Here is a 17,594-nt window from a genome sequence, read left to right as displayed (position 1 = left end):
CGTGGAATTCTCTGTGCGCGCCCTTTGGGACGGCTGTCGTGAACCGAGCCGCTTAACGCGTCTCGGCCCGGAGGGCTTCCATCCTCGCGCCTCGGCCTGACGGCCTGCGCGCTCCGCTTGCTAACTGCACCGATCAGTGCGGTGACTTATGACTTCAGCGCGAGAAGTTCGGGCAAAAATTTCCTGCACTTTTTGAGACGAGAAACTTAAGTTGGCTGGCGGTAACTATCGAAACCACGAGCCATTTTGCGCTCAAATCAAATTAAATCAACCGAATCACCACCCGCCTCATTCCGTACGAGTTGCACACTTACAGTTGCACCGCATTGTTGCGCCACTCCAATCTCCACCAACATAATTTAAACATGATGCGGATAAATATCGGATGACCTTATGGAAACTAAAGATCTTGAGTCATTAAATACTGAGCTTTTAGCAACCTTTGGGTGGCGGATTGAGGTAGCAGATCAGGAAAGTCAATATGAGCCAGATGGAAAGCATCTGAAACTTTTCCGCGTCGAGCACCCTGGCCAACCTAACAGCAAGAAAACTTACTTAGGCCCGATGCCCATTGAGATGCCTGACTTTGCCATTCGCAACGCTGGGTGGCTGTGCCACGACTACTACCTTCTGGGGTACAAGCAAGGGCGTCGAGACGAGGGCAGATTCCGTCGCAAAAAAAGCTCTCACCGGTGAAGACGCCCGCCACATACTAAACCGGATAGCTCCGAGAGCTAATTCGGGCTTCGTGCAACCATTTGAGTTGCCAAGCTGATTTACCGCTGGCAGGATTTTGGATCAATTCTGCTGGAGCTTCTAATGTTTAAAGCGATGCACCCAACCCTGTCTGAAGCCATCACTATCAATGACTACATTCATCTGAAGCGGTCGAAACCGTCAACGGGCCCTGCACGTTGTCCGGCATGCAATCAGCCGTTGTCAGAAAAAGCAGTTAACGATCCTGATCCTGCAGTGAAGGCTCATTTTGCTCATGTGCGAAACCCTAAGGCACCCAAATGCCCTATCAAGGCTGAGGGAGCCATTCGATACTCCGTACTAACGGCGAATTTTCCGGATACTCAAGCAGCAGCGGATCTCCGATCGAGCTTCTTCAAAAACTGGACGTACCACTGGCACCAGTTCAAAAAATACGTCCGCACGGCGGATATCAAGGATTTTACTTCGGCTCTTCGGGAGATCGATAACAATGGGGTTTGGAAGTACCAGAATATCCAGGAGCACGAGGTAATTATTGCCATGCTTGCCACTAGGGACTTCAAGCCCACGAAGAATAGTGATGGCAAAGTTCTCAGATCACGCTGGGTGCGTTTTTGGTTCCGAAGTCATGTGACATCTCTTCAGCAGTTTTGGAATATAGGGGCGGGTCAGAAAGATCTTATTCGTGCGGAATATGATCTCTCGGAAAGGGCCACTAAGATTAAGGAGGATAAGTTTCTGGATTTCAAGGTGGTGACAGTAGACAGTACCTTTCTCTCGAATCAGGATTTTTCTGAGGCACCGCGCTTTGTACACGTTGTGATGTCTGAGCGCTTCCCTAATATGGTTGCCCCTCCAGAGCCCCTCGAAGAGAAAAAATAAGCGGGTATCCATCTGCACATTCGTCCGCCATTTCGAATGTTACGAACATCCTTGGCTCATCCAATTTCATCTTGATGCTGGTTGGATTAGCCTGGGTCGGGTACGAAATCTGACATTGCTGGCGCCATGCAGGTTGCTATTCTGGGCCTAGGGGGTAGAAAGTGAGCCGTCTCGACTTAGACCGCTCAGTGTGGCCGCCGGCCGAATCCGCCTTCACCACGGAGGTGCTCTTCGACGAACTCGATCGACGAATCCAGCTCGTACTGTATCTCTTCGAAGACTGAGTCGAGTCCAGGATGACTGCCTGATGCTCGTAGCTCAGCCACCAACTGAGAAAGCTCTCGCCCCGTGGCCATAGGCATCTGGACATTACAGTAGACGGTGTCCTTGGTGTCTCGAGTCATAGAGCCTCCTGTTTGCTCCCGATGATAGCTCACCGTAATGGGAAGTCGTATTCGTGGGGACTGGGGCGCCCAAGGTACGGCAGTCATGCACCAAGCCGCCTGACTGCGTCTCGGCCCTGCGGGTTTCCATCCTCGCCTCTACGGCTATGCCTGCGCGCTCCTCTTGCCGATTGGATCAGATACCACACCACCGTCGCTGATGAGCTTGTAACGCTGGACTTAGAGACCCTTGACAATGGAAGATGGCCTTGCGCCACATGCCTTGCAAAGAGGCATTCCTTGGCCAATCCAACTGTTTACTCAAGGACTGCACAGTGATCAGAGCAATGATGTCCCTCGACTTGAAGAATGCCTCGACGGCCCAGCGGAATGACTTCGACGCCAGCCTCAAGGAACAGGGATGGGTCAAACTAAGTGGTGTCGATACTGTGTGGTGTGGCCGATTCAGCCAAATTGCTAACAACGAGGATGGTATCAAGGACGTTCGCGACCGCATTATTCGCGCGGTGAAGAAGGCTGCAGCAGGAGGCAAAATTGAGCAGGTTAAGTACGTCGTACAGATTTCAAACGAGGCCGCGATCGGCCGAATCGTCTGGAAAAAGGGAGGCGAGTACGTACATGGCCATTACGATCCCTACACCGCCGAAGTTGAATAATTGGCAACTTAACCAATGAACTCACAAGCTAACGCTTCGCGCCCGATTCGCACTCATCGCCGCCAACATCCCGGCATGAAAGCTTTTGAGAAATACGCTGAGCGTATCAAGCTCGATGATCTCGAGTCCTTGGCGCGCCGACAGATGTGGCCAGCAATGGTGAGGCGGATCCAGGCAGTGTTTGATGAGATAGAGCACTCACCGCTCGCTGGTCATTTCGGCTCTTTGTATTTGCATCCGGTCGTTCCAGACGCTTACCGGCATTTGCCTGAAGGCCAGTACCTTGCCCAATTGCAGTTGACGTGTGGTACCCGGCGGCTAGGTCTCGATACGTTGGAAAAAAGCGAATACCCCCCTCAAGGCGCTGCCAAAACTCTTCTCGAAAAAGACGCTGCATTGTGGTTCAACCAATCTCCTTCGGGAGCTGTCACAGTTTTCATGGCGCCATATAGTTCAGCAGTCCTGAAAATGAACGAAGAGAACATCATTCTGGGAATGTACTCGAGCCCTGAGAAGCTGACCGATAAACGAATAAGAGAGCTGTTATCCACGTTCTTCAGGTATCTCTCCATTACTAGCGCTCACCACCAGCAGAGCGTGATGGACTACAGCTGGCGGCTACGGCTGATTTACAAAGATGCCAGGACGAAAAAACACGAAGGTTTCTTCAAAACGATAGAGCGGCTTCTCATGGCTGCCGGCGCAGCAGCCTGTATTTGGGTGATATTCCCATCCACCCCAACTTCTGGGGCTAATACGAGCACTGCGCAAGCTCAGCATCAACCCATCGACATGGGCCCTCAAAATGCCAAAGTATCCACTCAGCCTAAATACCTCTGTGCGAGCACTTGGCTGGAACTTGCGCAGCCTCGGAAGGAGAGTGCCCCTCCCTGCCCTCCCGCTGCACCAACCTGGATTCCCTACCGATGAGTTCATCTGGGGGGTTCGAAATCCTCGCGCCTGAAGGCCATAGCCTCTCACTAAGGGAGGTAGATTCGTACAGCCGAGTGATTGATACCAGTAAAGTGGATTGCTGGAACTAGCGCTACCATTGCATGGAGAGAGCACTTCGCCCTCTCTGCTCAAGCCTGTCGTTAAAGGTCGAGATTGCCAAATTCTTCGTAGTGGTCGATCAGTCGTTGCCTGAAGGTCTCGTAGTCTTCGGAAAGGATATCTTGACCGTGGTACGTCCCGTTCAGAAAGAAGGTCATCACGGCCTGTTGCGCCTTATCAACACCTTGATCTTCAATCTTGAGCAGGTACTTCGCGATGTAAACCCGGCAGATGTCTTGGAGCAGCAGTGCGACAGCGCCGGCTACCCGGAAGGACGCCTCAGGACTTTCTGCAATGTCTAACCTGATCGAGCCTGAATGCGCTACGGAATTACGAAGGACATTCAGCCATTTGAGACGCTTAGGCGCGCCCTCATCTGGATTTTCCGGATACATGCCACCGGCCTTCAAGAAGGCTGCGAGCTTGGCAAGCGCCGACTCATTCGCAACGTTTGACAGTCGCGGCATGATGTCATCAATGAGATCCTGGCTCACACCGGCTTTTTCCAGATACTCCTTAAATGCCTGTGCCGCGACCTTGACCTCCGCTTTTACGTCCTTCGTATAGCGGTTGGAGCCCGAGGCACTGTACCAGTGGGTGTTCAGCCCATCGAGCGCAGCCGATCCCATCGCAATTTTCACGCCTGCATTGCTATTAGTCATTGCGAGCATCACTGCTTCCATCGCTTCTCCAGCACCTGCTTCTTGCAGAACTGGAAGCAGCGCCCAATCGATCACTGGGTGGGTACGGAAGAAGTTTTTGCTGGTGACGGCCTGCCCTGCTGAAACCGGCATGTACGGCCTGGCAGCATTGCCAACCAGCACATGGCGACCTGTGAGAAGCGAGAGAATGACCGATAGGTCGTAGGCTCCATTCACCCATGGATTGCCGGGCAAAAGCACGGAGGCCTGATCTAGCCCCTCGTGCTCCGCTACAGCCGCCGTTACGTTCCAAGTGCCAGAGCTAGAGGGTTCCTCAGTGACGGTGTTCCTGAACCCGGAAGAATCGAAGGCACCACCAAAGACGAGTCGTGATGACCGAGCAAAATCCCCACCAATAAGCTCCTTGCTCACAGTGATTCGGTAGGGGCCTATGACAAACCCACCCTCAGAGTTGAGGTGGTGCTCAAAGTTGAAAATCTCTCGAAATCCGGTGTGCTCAAAGTTCATGCATCCCTCCTTGGTAACTGTGGTGTAATCTGCTGACCTCGCCGCCGAGCCAGGCGACCAACACTGCAGATTCGCACTTAAGCTAGCACACTCGCTGTGACAGAAAGATGCACAAAAGGCGGCGAAATCGCACTTTTTTACGTGTTATACGTAGTCACATTTCCCTCATCGCGCTCGAGCAAGTTGCCGCAAGCGGAAATATGCATTTACACTCATTCGTCTACCCGATTTTTGCAAGGACTCAAGAAATGGCAGTTAAGCCAAAAGCTCTTAAGGAGCTGTATGCCAGAGCTGCAGGGCGATGTGCTATGTGCCCGGGCTTTGAAAGTGTATTCAAGGAGCAGGTATGCGATATTGACATTGATAACAAAAATATTTCAGAAGCAGCCCACATAATTGCTCGAAGCAAGAAAGGGCCTCGTGGTGAGGATGGCTTTAGCGGGGACATCGATGACTACGACAACCTGATACTACTTTGCCCTAATCACCACAAGTCTGTAGATGACAACCCCCTGCGGTTTCCCCCTGACTGGTTACACCGCAAGAAGATCGAACTTGAAAAATTTGTTGAGAACTCGTTAGCCACTGACAACCGACGCAGTCGTGACATAAGCTCGCTAAGTCTGCTGATGGAGAACTTAGCCTTCACTCGAATTCGTGGCTACTGCGAAAGCCTACCTGACAGCTTTAATTCTGACCTTTTTGAGGTCGGGTCAGTGTTAAATGGGTTCCCTATTGACCTGCCAGATGCACGCCCGTTCTACGATGAAATTTTAGAGTTTAATTTTTCCGACTTTGAAAAAACGTATCGAGAACTTTCCTGGCTTCTCAAATCAAACTTTGAGAATGAGAAAAAGCATCTAATCTCGGTCTACAAAGACACAATCCAACGCGGAAATACACTTACCATACTATTCAACAAAGGGGAACTTTACCCTTACAAAGAATCGCTTGATATACAAAGTGAAATTTGCGAGAAAAGAGATAGTTTTATTCAGAGCTATACAAAGCTAATGAACCACTTAAGATTTAGTTACACCGAAGTAAACCTTAATTCTTATCGACCATACATATTATAGTTTCTACAGCTCGAAGAAGCATACCAGCCTTTGAAGCGAGCGACTTCAGGTACCGGGAAAACAGGAGCCTGAAGAATCGCAAGACCACGCGTTCAGGGGGCCTGACCACCAAGATCCACATGCTCTGCGATGCCATCGGCGTACTGCTGAAGTTTCTATTATCGGATATTGGGTGGACAGACCCTCGATCTTGCTTACTCCCAGCCATTGCTTGATGAGATGTATATACCCAGCTTGCGCGGTCACCTGCGCAAGCGCTGCCGATGGTTGCTGGCGAACCACGTCTATTACGCCGAAGCTTAGTCAGAACTTCGAAACAGCCTAGACACTAGCGATATCGCGCAAATGGGCCTCCTCCCAAATTTCGGATTTCGGAGATACATCAGCTACGCGACGGAAGCCAACATACTCAAGGTATCGCAGCGCTGCTTTGGAGGTGTGCCGAGCGCCTACGTGGAATTTGCTAGGCGCGTTTGGGACAAAATTTTTGCCAGGACGGCAAGATAGGCTGGTCGACGAAAGGCACTTACTTAGCCCTTCTCCGCGAAATCGGGCACCTCTAAAACTATGACGCAGACCTTTCCTAGACTGACCTCAGTCTTTACCTTGGAAATTTCCTGCGCTCAAGCTTCGCTTCAAACTGCTTCAGCTTTTTGGTGATTGGTCTGATCTTGTTGTGTTCTTTCAGAGCGGCAAGCGACTGGTTGATGATATGAGAGGTTTCCACCGACTCTTTGGAAATAACACCAGTAATGTTCCGACGCAGAGTCCACTTCACAGCGAGCCACTCAAAATTAACCCAGAGCCGAGCTTTCTTGATTTGCCGGGCCTTGATCAGACCATAGGTCAGCTCATAGAGGTCAATAAACTGGCTGCCGTAGATGTTGTAAATGAAATCTTCATCATAGATGCCGTAGCGGATCGCGTTGGCACAGCCTTCCATTGCGTTGAGGATGACCGAAGCTGAGGCCCTCACTGCATCTTTGGAAGTGGCCGGTTTTTTAGCGGCACTGGACGTTTTTGGCGTACCAGCTGCAGCAAATCTGCCCGTGTAAAAGACATGCTCAGCTCGTTTAGTGCCCGCACCGTCTGTGGTCGAACTTGAGTAAAAAAAGAATTGTGTCGCAGAATCGTCCCCGCTTTCGAATGAAGGGTCTGCTTTGGTCGCGCCTGGCGAGGCAGTCGAGGAACTCGCAGGTGCATAAAGCTCGTGCATGTAAGCAACCGCTTTCCGGCGATTAAGGTTACCGTCAGGGAGAAGCATACCCTGACGAACCGTATATAAAACCTGGAAGTGCTCTCCAAGCTCTGACATTTCCTTTTCGAATTCCAGAGCGTTTTTTTCACTCGCCGTTTTGCGAGTGAACCCAATAGTGATGCCCACCAGTCCGATACTCAGGTACGCGATGATCGGCATCAGAAAGGACGACGGATTGATCGAAGAGACGGAGCAGTCCTGGCAGGTGACTTGGGCATAAAAAAGGTAGCCAAGCGCGGCAACCAAGCATCCTAGGAAAAAAATATAAATCAGAGGCAAAGCGAGCTTGTTGGCGTTTACAAATCTGAAAAGCATTTATCGTCCTTAAAAAAAAAGCGCCACCCATTGGGTTGGCGCTTAGTTGCCGTGTCACGCAAGCGTCAAATCATACCAAGCCTAGATCAATCTCTTTGGCAATCAATTCAAGGTTCAGAGTCATCGTATTTTCCTCACTCAGTGATCAGACAGCTAAGCGTAGCTGGCCTTAATTACAGTTGATTCTTGCACCTGCGCGCACTGGAACGCAACAAAAAAATGTTGCGACTACTCTCCCATACGCCCGACTGGGGACGTCAAGCTCCGGCGCTAAGCAGCTCATCACGACTCGTTGATGGCCGTCAGCAAAGCCCACCATAGGTTAGGTAACTCTACGAGCGGTTGGCTAGTGGCGACGGTGAGCACGGGGAAAAATATCAGTGACACACACAACAGAAAAAGCAGCCGACCGACGGTCACAAGAATCCTACCGAAGACTGTGGTTAGCTCTCAGTTAACCTAGACCGAGTAACATGATCACGGAAAATGATCGCATCCTGGTTAATGATCAGATTCGCTTTCGAGCACTCAGAAATTCGTTGCCAGCTCACTCACTTTCGCCGGCGACATCAATATCTGACCCGATTATTCCGCCCCCCATCGCTAGCCAAAAGATTCGAAACTACCTTCTGAGGCCAGCAATCGCTTCTGAATTTCCAGGCGACAGAATCGAGAAATTACAAAATCTCCGCTGCCTTTGACATTCCATTTCAAGAACCTCAGCCGCCGCATATCATCCTTCGCCTCTCTGGCTAGCCTCCGCCTGATTAGCTTTGATGGCTTTGGTCGCGGTCACTCCTCCTCGCTTAGTAAGGTCTATGCCAATGACCTTGATGTCTTCGACATTCGGAAATTTCGACGCGATGGCTAACCAGTGCTCCTGCAATGCGATAACTAGATCCTCAAATCCAATCCGTCCATTGTTGGGAGAGTCCCACGCAACCTGCCCCCCATTGTTCACTAGCAAAAAAATGCCGCAGCTTGAGCTTACATCGCGTAGGTAATCGCCGCAGAGCTGGTTCTCGATCCGTTCAAAATGCTCGGGGCCGCTCCAGTTCTGAGAGAGCTTGAGTTCGACAGGTACGGGCGCGTAGGTCTGGCTGTTCTGGAATCGATAATCCGGGCGTTTGTCATCGGCAAGCTGCTCTTCCTGAGGAACGACGTACCTTCCTACTGCGCGATCTCTCAACCACTTTCCGATGAACTTCCGAATGGAAGTCTCCTGATTGGTCAGCAGCAAAATTTCTGCATAGCTGGAGTCGCCATCTTCTAAATCATGCTTTAAATCCAGAAGACGATCGATTGCCAGGTTCCAGAGTTCGCGATGGGTAGACGGCGTGCTTTCCAGCGACTCATGGAATTCGACGACCTTCGCTGGCTCCCAAGGTGACGTCTGTGAATCGGCTGTAGCTTTCTGATGAGCGTAAAATGCGCCCCATGGACGTAATGGCTCGGCAGGGTGCGCCTGTGCAATCTCCTGCAATGCAAGGAATGCTTCCTTACCTGGCGTCTCTCGAATAAGAGCTAATAGGCCATCACGAGCACCTTGGGCATCGTCCCTAAGCCCCGGGGAATAGACCCCTGTTCCTGCGCGATCAATGTCGTCTGCAATACGTATATAAGTGTGCATAAGCAGATACAGGCTCTTGGCATGCCCAACTGTTTTGTAGTTTTGCCTACAACGGCTGGAAGTGCGATTTCCAACAATCGCAATCAGGCAAAGCATGGCAAATTTGGCTTTTTCCTCATCTAAGGACAGTGAGTCGATGCGAGATGCAAGTGCCGGGATAGCAAGCGCCGGCTCTGTTCCAATCCACACGGCGTACCAAGTCGGCGCAATATCCAAATTAGCCTCTTCCAAAGCACGCTTTCTGGAGAGCTCTGCCAGGACGCCATCATGGACTGATGAGTTCTGTACGATGCTTAGCACAAGCTGAAGCGACTCAAGATCGCTGATCTGCTGTTCCAAGAGGATTAAGAGTGGAGCAACCAGCTCTCCGTACATCCAGTCCCCGCTCCAGCGAAGTCTCTGTAAAATACGATTACCACCTGACCCCAAACGTAGCGGATCCAGCTCATGGTTGACTTCGCGCATTACGATTTCTCGGATGACGCTCGGGTATAGCCTGAAAAGATTGGGAAACCACTCCGGAAAACCATTCAGCTCAAGCAGCGCATAGCGGGCTGCGTACTCAGCGTTATCAGCAGACATCTGCGTGAAGCTCAATGACTCCTCTCTGGCTTCGATAGCGAGCCCCGTCAATCCCAAAATCACCTGGTAGGGGGTAGAATTGGCAGGAGCCCCCTCGGATGGCAGAGTTGGGCAATAGCCACGCCAGAAATTAACAGCGCCGGAACGAAACATTTGAGCAATTGGCAAGCCGAACTCAGTTATGAGCGATTGCCAATTTCCGCTGCTCCAAGTATTAGATGAGGTTGAGCCGTCAAGCAGCCGTTCAATTAGGTAAGACTGGCTTCGAGTCATCACGCCTGGTTTTGGGCTGTTTATCAGGGTCACTTCGGCTGCGAGACCTTCTCGCCAAGAGCGACGACGTTCTGTCTCTTCCGCTTTTCGCTTGGCTGCCTCTTCTTTCCACTGAGCTTGCTTGATCTCCCACTTGTCAACGTCCCGCTCCGGTGGGTTCAACAAAATTTCAAGCTTCTCGCGAAGCACGACATGGGCCTCGGCTGCCTGCTTAAGCTGACTCTCCCAACAGGTTGGCTCCTCATACTGCGTGTAAATATTGAAAGCCATACTGAGCGCCATCAGGCGATCATCCATATTTGTGAGGCTTTCGATGTGATCGCAGGCGAGGCTAAAATTTTGCCGATTCAGCGACCAGAATGGCCGGAAACCAAGTAACTGCCAAACGTTAACCACAGGTTCCCCGCGATGCACTAGGCCGTTACGAGCTAATACAACGTCATACCAAAACAGCTTGTAATCGAGCTCAGGCCAAGTAGGTACGATCTCCCGGAGTTCTTCTCCGAGTTCTCTAGTATCGAGCTCGCCATAAATATGCGCTTGTGCCAGCTTGCTCAGGATCGCGAGGGCCGGTTCTTCAAGCACAAACGGGTCTCTTACCTGAAGCAAACGGAGCACCGCCGTACCAGCTATCTCAGCTAACCAGCTGTATTTCTTAGAGATAACGCTAAAACCGTGATCTTCCATAGGAGGCTTGTCTAAAAGCACTCTGAGCCCGCAAATGAGAGCGGGCAGGTTTTCCAGCGAACAAACCGTAGCAAGGGCGGAAAGTTTCAACGCTAGGGCATCCCTACCGCTGTAGCGCTCTTTCTTCGCACTTTTCTCGATCGCCTGCAGCAGCCAGGGCAGCCATTGGGTATCGAGCGTAAATCCATCAAGCAGCTCAGCTAACCATTCCCTGTTAACCTTTAACTTTCCTGCCAGCAGCGCTAGGCGCACATCGGCTACGTCTTGGGCTGTACCCAAGTCGGTAACAGCTCGGATTGCAGCCAAACGAGTGTGTTTGTGCTGAGCATTGAGGGCAAATTGCTTAGTCTCTGCAAGTGCCCCCACTACCTCTCCCTGCCATACCATTCTTAAAAGAAACCAGGCGATATCATCGTTGGTACGGTAAAGGGTCAGTAATTCTTTGATGTCTTCAGTGAGATCGTGGTGCGCGAATCGCTGTACGGCTGAATAGTCGGTCATCGTCCAACTGTGAGCCGGCTGCGCCAGATGTTCACAAGCCTTGCGCAACACGCGTCGGCGTGTGCTCAGGGGGAGCTGCCCAGGATCACCGCCCTCAAAGAACACCTCCGGAGCAACCTTTTCTAGCCGCTTACAAATGCGCTCGTCCAACAGGGCGAGCCAAGGCAAAACTGGACGCATCGAAGGATTGATGACCTCCAGACCATATTGTGTACGGAAGAACAAATTCTCGATCCTGACTCGCGAGCCTGCACCTCGGATTAGTTCGTGGAGCCACTCTGCAGTTAGGTACTCTCGGACAGTCCGATGATGGAACCGAACCGTTCCATAAATGCCGGGTTCGAAAATGGGGCGGGCCAGTAAGGCACCAGCGTCAGCGTCATCCCAATCTCTCAACACTGCGCGAATAGGAATTCCCTTTTTACTAGCGTCGCCATCAGGAACGGAGATTACAGATATCTGACCAAACGTTGCTGCGGCAGCGATGAGACGCGCTCCTTCACGCAGTTTCTCTGGAGCAATGGGGCTGAACTCTGCACGGTTCTGGTCGCGTTCTTCAAGGCGGCGGTCAATGCTGCTTTTCATCAACTCCAGTCGTGTGCCTATTCTCTGGTGCTTATGCCAAAAACCCACGAGCTCCATGAAATCCAGAGGACGCGTGGTTAGCGACCAGGCTTCTTTGCGCTCAACTGCGGTGAGAAACGCCTTGACGTCTTGAACGCCAGTGGCCTTTAGAAAGCGATCAATCTGGGCGTCATGGATGTCGTCCAGAGTGACTACGAGAAACGAAGTATCTGGCTCGGCCTCGGTTGTCGTCGTTTGTACGGCGCTTTCAAGAGCATCAGTTTGTATGGGAACAGCTCGACGAGCTTTTGCCTCAAACTCGAAAGCTGTTTTGCAGATAGCTAAATCGGTACTAGGGCGCCAGGCTGTGCTACGACCTGTGATGAGTATGTGCGCTTGGGCTCCACTACTCTTGGTTAAACGTCCTAATTTTCGGATTGCACGCTCGAAATCTCTAGGATCTTTTAACCGAGCCTCATCAACCGAGTCCATAAACAGCCAGCCTTCCGTACCAGAATCAAGCCAGCTCTTAAACTCATCGAAAGTGCCTTCTTCAATAGCGTCCTCCAGATCTGGATAGACATTTTCAATCCGGAGAAAAAAGGCGTTTTTTCCTGCGCTCCGAAGCTGTCGAGTGACATTTTGGATTTCGGCCGTTTTTCCTGAACCAGCCTCGGATAGAAGTATCACTCGGTGATGATTGAGCAAGTCTGTCCAGTGAAGCTCCCCACGACTCTGATGCCTACCACTCAGATCAACATCATCGGACAGATCAGCATTTAGAGGGATTTTTGAGAAGGTGCGATCAAGATCGATGAAGTCGTCCGAGTGCATGGTCATATCGAGCCTCAAAGCAGTTCAAGTGCAGCCCCAACATCGCCTGCCGAGGCTCTACCATCCTAACCGAAATAAAATCTGAATCGTCTGCGGTAGTTCAACTCAGATATGCGGCACCCACACCGATGTCGCATTGCCACTCAAGTAGCTACACTTCCTTGATCAGGTCGGCGCTTGGACGGCTGCTAGCCGCTGACGCTGAGCGCTCCGCGCGCCGAATGATTAGCCCTGAACCCAAGCCAGTGATAGTGCAGATACAAGAGCAAAGGTCTATGAAGAAATCTAGCGATAATCGGCCACCTGCACAGGCTGGGCGAATTTCTCAGCTGCCGTTCCGTTAAGCCTTAATACAGAAAGGAGCTGAACACGACGATGAAAATTGCCCTAACGAACCTGGCGAGTCATGCTCACTCACAGCCCCCTCCTGCAACCAGCCCGGTTAAGGATGGCATCGAGTTATAGAACAGTGCGCTGGTTATAGGTCATTTAGGACTTTTGTACCCAGGCGCAAACATGGAGCTCTCTACCCCATAAAGAGCTAGGGGATCCTGGAGCCATAAACGGTAAGCCTTGTCCGCGATGCTGTGATCTGGAGAACAATCTACGTGGTACTGCTGCAGTACGTAGCCCGCCATGGCGGCGCGAACTCGTAGTTTGAGCACGCCATCAAGCATGTCGTAGTCACGCTTCACGATCTCTGTAGAGTCTTTATCGGGATGCGGGACAATAGGTAACTCAAGCATCCGATTCCACTGATCGTCGTGTTTCGGCGTTTCTTCGTCTCCTGCTTTCTCCCCCATCTGAAGCTCAGCATGCCCCACTCGAGTTAGAACGAAGTCTGCAAACTTTTTACGTTTCCGATCAAACGCCCGGACGTGCCAGCGAAGACCGTCACAACCAATAGCGAACGGTACGATGGTTCGCTCTGACTGACCTGAACCGGAGGTGTAGCTGATTTTAACGACCCGTTTGAGGTGAATTGCCCTGGTGATGGGCGCTAAAACCTCCACCTTAGGTTTGCTGAGCAACGAAACCGACTCGTGGGGGATCAGCGGCTTTTCATATGAATCCAAGCCATAGCCGAACCCCTGCGAAAGCGCAGTGAGAACTCGCTCAGACGCATGTGCGATCAAAGGGGAGAATGTTTCGCGCATCACATACTGCTTCGTTACCGTGTCGAGTTCCGTGTTCTGGGGGGCAACATCCTTGTACTGAGCGAAATCACGGGTGGCAGCAGCGGCGCCTACGCCAAACCTATCCATGAGATCCGCACGTGAGACGGCGCCTGTGAAGTAGAGGCGGAAATCGATGTACACCAGGCGCTCCCGTTGCGCTTGGCTGTACTCGCTCAAATCAATCATGTCATCTCCATCGAATCTAAAAGTCGGTCAAGCCCGTCACCTTTCACCCAGCATAACACATGAGCAGTTGACGTCATCAAAATGATGATGATAGGCTTTGCAAATGACACCGATACATATTCATCACTAGCGCTACGAGGAGGCTTCTGAGCCTGCATTGGACTAGATGGTGGAAAGCCAGAAACAAAAAAGCCGATCAAGTTCGCACCTTGACCGGCCTTTGGGAAAAGACGTCTGAACAGACTCCAGATGTCTCTCGCGCTTCGTTGAAGAAAGCTTTGCGATGGTAGCCCCTGTCGGCTCCTTTCGCAAGGGAGCGAGTTCTGTGTTTGAGCCTACCTCAGCAGGAGACATTTTATGTCCCAGATTGAGATGTTCGAAAAACCCGACGCGGAGGGTGAGGTCATCTATCGCATGACCATCACCACCAAAACCGGGAAGGTGATTCGACGTGCAAACGGTCAGCCGTTTCGTATCGTGATTCGCCCTAAAGCAGCCAAGTAATTTGGCTGCTTAACAGAGCTCGGGGCACACAAGTGCCCTGTTCTCCCATCGCTGCAATGAAGAGCCTCATGAGCCTAGATTTCTATGATATGCAACACAAGCTGATCGCGTATACAGATGACGACGAGCACTTATATACATACTGTGGCCGTCCACTCGCCTACTTTCACGAAGGTTCGGTCTACTCCTATCCAGGCTTACATCTAGGATTTATAGCGAATGGCTACATTCGCGATAATCACGGCCACATAGTGCTACGCACACCAGAGTCAGGCGGTGGCTCAATGAAGATGTGGCTCCTACCCCCTCCAAATAAGGGCCCCAAGCAAATGCGATATCTCAAATGTCGAAGGCGTCCGAAATTTTATGCTCTGATGCGTCTCTTTCAATCAAAGATACCTGGGGATGAATTTTTCTCTTGATAAGAAATGACATGCCCGCTCTTTCGGCCATGGTTAAGAACGATAGCGGTGTAAGCACCGGCTTTAAGCCAACGGATGATTCAGACCTCCGACTAATGAGGTAAGAAAGACAGGCTATGGAAGATCTCGCAACGAAAATCATCCCATTGGTACAGACGCTTGTTCCTGGCTTCCTGCCTGACGTGACAGTCCAGTAACACATCAGTACCAGCTGCCGTGCTTGGGCAAACTTGTATATCTTCAGAAAAAACTCACTTCAGGCTCAAGGTTTTCTGAAAGAAACCGTTTGTCATAGTTAAGTACCCTTTTTGAGCGACAGCTTTGACCCTCTCTACACATGACTTCGCACAGTGCCTGAGCGGCGCCTTGTCGTTCCCCCTCACGATTCTCGGCAACCGCCAGCGGCGCACATGGGAGCGGCTGATCGGCTACATCGAATCCGCAACCTGCACATCCGAATTCAACAAAGCGGCAGCCTATGCCGAGGGCTATGCACATGCTTGTGCCGACAGCGGGCAGATCGATATCTCCACAGATCGGGATCTGCTGATCATTGCAACGTTGGACGCGTGGCGATGCGCGCGTACTTACCTGAATACTTCGACCAACCTGAGCTACCCAGGAAAACCATGACTGCCTTTTTTAAACGATACGCCGACGTCGGAACATCAGACCTGCACATCCGTATGCCGCAGCGTGTTCTGCCCACGACCGTCAGTCATTGTCCCCTCGAGGTCTTAGTCGGCCATTGGGAAAAGTATCTGGTAGACCCCTCCTCCGCTCGTGATTGCTTTCCGTGGGCTGCGCACTTTGTCATGGGCATGCCCGTACCAATTTGGGCGCGAGGCGTGGAGTGGAGCCTAGGCCAGAAGGCTCGTTTCATTACCGCTGTTTGGTCAGGGGCAGACCTGGGGAGCTACCTCACGAATGACTGGTACGAGCCAGTGATCGGTAGCAGGGCATTAGCCGAAAACAGTGAAATCTTGATTGATGGCCAGCAACGCCTTCACAGCCTGGAAGAGTATCTCCTCGACCGGTTGGCGATTCCTGATGCACAAGGTCAGCCAAGGATCTGGTCAGAACTCGGCAATGGCGAGCGGAGGCGTTTTTTGTCGACTATTTTCGCTCATGCGAGGGTGTCTTCTGGCGAAGAAGTAGCGTTGCGCAAAACGTATGATCTTTGCGCACAGGGAGTTGTGTCCCGATCATTTGATCAGCGCACCTTTCGGTAGTCATCGACGCTGCGGTTATCGTGGCATGCCCTTTCAGGGACGGCTGTCGTTAACCAAGCCCAGTCGTGGACTGGTCTTGGCCCTTCGGGCTTCCATCCTCATGCTCTTCGACCCTCCTGGTCTGCGCGCTCCGCTTGCAGAGTGATCCGACTCACCTTCTTGCTTGGACATTGGCTACCGCTCCCACATACTGCTGAGCATCCGATCAAAGATGAGGCCGGGCAAATGGGTTGGCTCTTTTGGAAAGACAAGCGCCCCGCGTGGGTTCAGGCAGAAGAACAGGAATTCATTAAAGCTGCGAACCGCCTAAAGACGCTTCAGGTAACGCCTCGCGGTGGCATGCGCATTGACCCCGAGGAACTCAGGGATCAGATCCTTGCGGCCCGTGAGTTATACAAAGACCTGGTTAAAAAATAGCGATACCGAAAGGCCAACCAAATCGGATCATCGCCATAGTCGCAGACCAGACATCAGCGGATCAGCGGATCATACATGACGAGTCTGAAATTTTTCAGGTGACTGGTATGGTTCTAAAAAATCGCTGCCGAGCGAAGGACTATAAAACTTTAGACTCACTGTCAAAGGAGCCCCACCTACCTGTACAGATCGCATTCCGACATCATTTTGATATGCTGCCCTGAATTTTCTGAGAGGGAATGCAGATGCGTCGAGTTATGTGCATAACGCTGATGGCAGGGATGCTAGCTGGCTGTGGCGAGCCGAAGCTGGACGGTAGCTCCCAACAGGCTTTCAAAGACTCTGCAGCGAAGGTTGCTGCGAGTTTGCCTGAGGACAAGCGCAAGCAGTTCGCATCTGATGTGATGGTGCTTGCATTTCAGGGACTCGATATTTCTCAGGTTCTACAGGGCAAGAAAAATGCCGACGGTGCGTCCGCAGAAATGCTTGTTGCGCTTAACGGGAAGACTGCTCAGCAGGTTACCGATGAAGCAAACCGCATCCGGACAGAGCGTGCGGAAAAAGAGCGGCAACAGGCGTTAACGGAAATTCAGGAGCTGGTCGAAAAGCAAAAAAAATCCGGAGCTGCAAAAGAAGAATTAGCCCGCTTCCAAGTTTCAAAGTCTCGCTTCTATCAAAGGGTTAAAGAGTATGGCCTTGGTAACCAACCTATCATCGAAATAACGGTGAATAACGGGACTGCCAGCGCCGTGTCACGGGCGTATTTCAAAGGCACCATCGCGTCTCCTGGACGCTCAGTGCCTTGGCTTGTCGAAACGTTCAATTACTCAATCAGCGGTGGTTTGGAACCTGGCGAATCTCAATCCTGGAATCTCGCACCTAATCAGTTCTCGGACTGGGGCAAGGTCGAACCACCAAAGGATGCCATCTTCACCGTTACCGTCGAACGGCTTGATGGTGCTGATGATAAGCCTTTATTCGACGCAGGCTCATTCACCGAGCGTGATGCAACGAGGCTAACCGCACTCCAAACAAAGTACGCTCAGTAACG

General features: G+C 51.5%; 15 protein-coding genes and 1 pseudogene. 11 read left to right on the top strand and 5 right to left on the bottom strand.

Annotation, left to right across the window (positions count from 1 at the left end; genetic code table 11):
• Positions 1–393 precede the first annotated feature (393 nt).
• Positions 394–696, top strand: coding sequence for a hypothetical protein (locus G9Q84_RS08945; protein WP_181643195.1), 303 nt, complete (start codon positions 394–396; stop codon positions 694–696).
• A gap of 123 nt (positions 697–819) precedes the next feature.
• Entirely contained in the window at positions 820–1,599 is a 780-nt protein-coding gene (locus G9Q84_RS08940; protein ID WP_181643194.1) for a hypothetical protein, read from the top strand.
• Positions 1,600–1,784: 185 nt separating this feature from the next.
• On the opposite strand, the gene G9Q84_RS29265 is transcribed toward G9Q84_RS08940, so the two are convergent.
• Positions 1,785–2,003 carry a hypothetical protein gene (locus tag G9Q84_RS29265; RefSeq protein WP_236461915.1) on the bottom strand — a complete coding sequence of 73 codons (219 nt, stop codon included), beginning with the start codon at positions 2,001–2,003 and terminating at the stop codon, positions 1,785–1,787.
• A 326-nt stretch (positions 2,004–2,329) separates the two neighbouring features.
• On the opposite strand from G9Q84_RS29265, the gene G9Q84_RS08935 reads away from it, so the two are divergent.
• On the top strand, positions 2,330–2,659 hold the full coding sequence (locus tag G9Q84_RS08935; RefSeq protein ID WP_181643193.1) for a hypothetical protein: 330 nt from the start codon (positions 2,330–2,332) through the stop codon (positions 2,657–2,659).
• A 15-nt stretch (positions 2,660–2,674) separates the two neighbouring features.
• On the top strand, positions 2,675–3,589 hold the full coding sequence (locus G9Q84_RS08930; protein ID WP_181643192.1) for a hypothetical protein: 915 nt from the start codon (positions 2,675–2,677) through the stop codon (positions 3,587–3,589).
• Positions 3,590–3,753: 164 nt separating this feature from the next.
• Here G9Q84_RS08930 and G9Q84_RS08925 read toward each other — a convergent pair whose 3' ends face one another.
• The gene (locus tag G9Q84_RS08925; protein ID WP_181643191.1) at positions 3,754–4,881 is read right to left on the bottom strand and encodes a hypothetical protein; all 1,128 of its coding nucleotides are present in this window, start codon (positions 4,879–4,881) and stop codon (positions 3,754–3,756) included.
• A 248-nt stretch (positions 4,882–5,129) separates the two neighbouring features.
• Between G9Q84_RS08925 and G9Q84_RS08920 the strand changes: the two genes are divergently transcribed.
• A complete protein-coding gene (locus tag G9Q84_RS08920) occupies positions 5,130–5,960 on the top strand; it encodes an HNH endonuclease (protein WP_181643190.1) in 831 nt (276 codons plus the stop codon).
• Positions 5,961–5,996: 36 nt separating this feature from the next.
• Positions 5,997–6,257 (top strand): annotated as a pseudogene (locus G9Q84_RS29260) (IS5/IS1182 family transposase); the annotation flags it as partial.
• Positions 6,258–6,561: 304 nt separating this feature from the next.
• Here G9Q84_RS29260 and G9Q84_RS08915 read toward each other — a convergent pair.
• From G9Q84_RS08915 to G9Q84_RS08905, 3 genes are all read right to left on the bottom strand, one after another.
• Positions 6,562–7,533 (bottom strand): DUF4760 domain-containing protein, encoded by a 972-nt coding sequence (locus tag G9Q84_RS08915; protein ID WP_181643189.1) that lies wholly within the window; start codon positions 7,531–7,533, stop codon positions 6,562–6,564.
• Between the two features lie 733 nt (positions 7,534–8,266).
• Entirely contained in the window at positions 8,267–12,610 is a 4,344-nt protein-coding gene (locus tag G9Q84_RS08910; protein WP_181643188.1) for an NACHT domain-containing protein, read from the bottom strand.
• A 479-nt stretch (positions 12,611–13,089) separates the two neighbouring features.
• Entirely contained in the window at positions 13,090–13,968 is an 879-nt protein-coding gene (locus tag G9Q84_RS08905; RefSeq protein WP_181643187.1) for a helix-turn-helix transcriptional regulator, read from the bottom strand.
• A gap of 357 nt (positions 13,969–14,325) precedes the next feature.
• Between G9Q84_RS08905 and G9Q84_RS08900 the strand changes: the two genes are divergently transcribed.
• The 5 genes from G9Q84_RS08900 (at position 14,326) to G9Q84_RS08885 (ending at position 17,592) form a co-directional block, all read left to right on the top strand.
• Positions 14,326–14,472 (top strand): hypothetical protein, encoded by a 147-nt coding sequence (locus G9Q84_RS08900; RefSeq protein WP_181643186.1) that lies wholly within the window; start codon positions 14,326–14,328, stop codon positions 14,470–14,472.
• 56 nt (positions 14,473–14,528) lie between these two features.
• Positions 14,529–14,894 (top strand): 4-fold beta flower protein, encoded by a 366-nt coding sequence (locus G9Q84_RS29800; protein WP_420875411.1) that lies wholly within the window; start codon positions 14,529–14,531, stop codon positions 14,892–14,894.
• 366 nt (positions 14,895–15,260) lie between these two features.
• Positions 15,261–15,527 (top strand): hypothetical protein, encoded by a 267-nt coding sequence (locus G9Q84_RS08895; RefSeq protein ID WP_242461409.1) that lies wholly within the window; start codon positions 15,261–15,263, stop codon positions 15,525–15,527.
• A complete protein-coding gene (locus G9Q84_RS08890; protein ID WP_181643184.1) occupies positions 15,524–16,126 on the top strand; it encodes a hypothetical protein in 603 nt (200 codons plus the stop codon). Before G9Q84_RS08895 ends, G9Q84_RS08890 begins: the two co-directional genes overlap by 4 nt.
• Positions 16,127–16,788: 662 nt before the next feature.
• Positions 16,789–17,592 (top strand): DUF6694 family lipoprotein, encoded by an 804-nt coding sequence (locus G9Q84_RS08885; protein ID WP_181643183.1) that lies wholly within the window; start codon positions 16,789–16,791, stop codon positions 17,590–17,592.
• The last annotated feature ends 2 nt before the right edge of the window (positions 17,593–17,594 follow it).

The organism is Pseudomonas sivasensis (assembly GCF_013778505.1).
Classification (GTDB): Bacteria; Pseudomonadota; Gammaproteobacteria; order Pseudomonadales; family Pseudomonadaceae; genus Aquipseudomonas; species Aquipseudomonas sivasensis.
The sequence above is the reverse complement of the archived record's forward strand: the minus strand, read 5'-3'. Positions and strand labels throughout refer to the sequence as shown.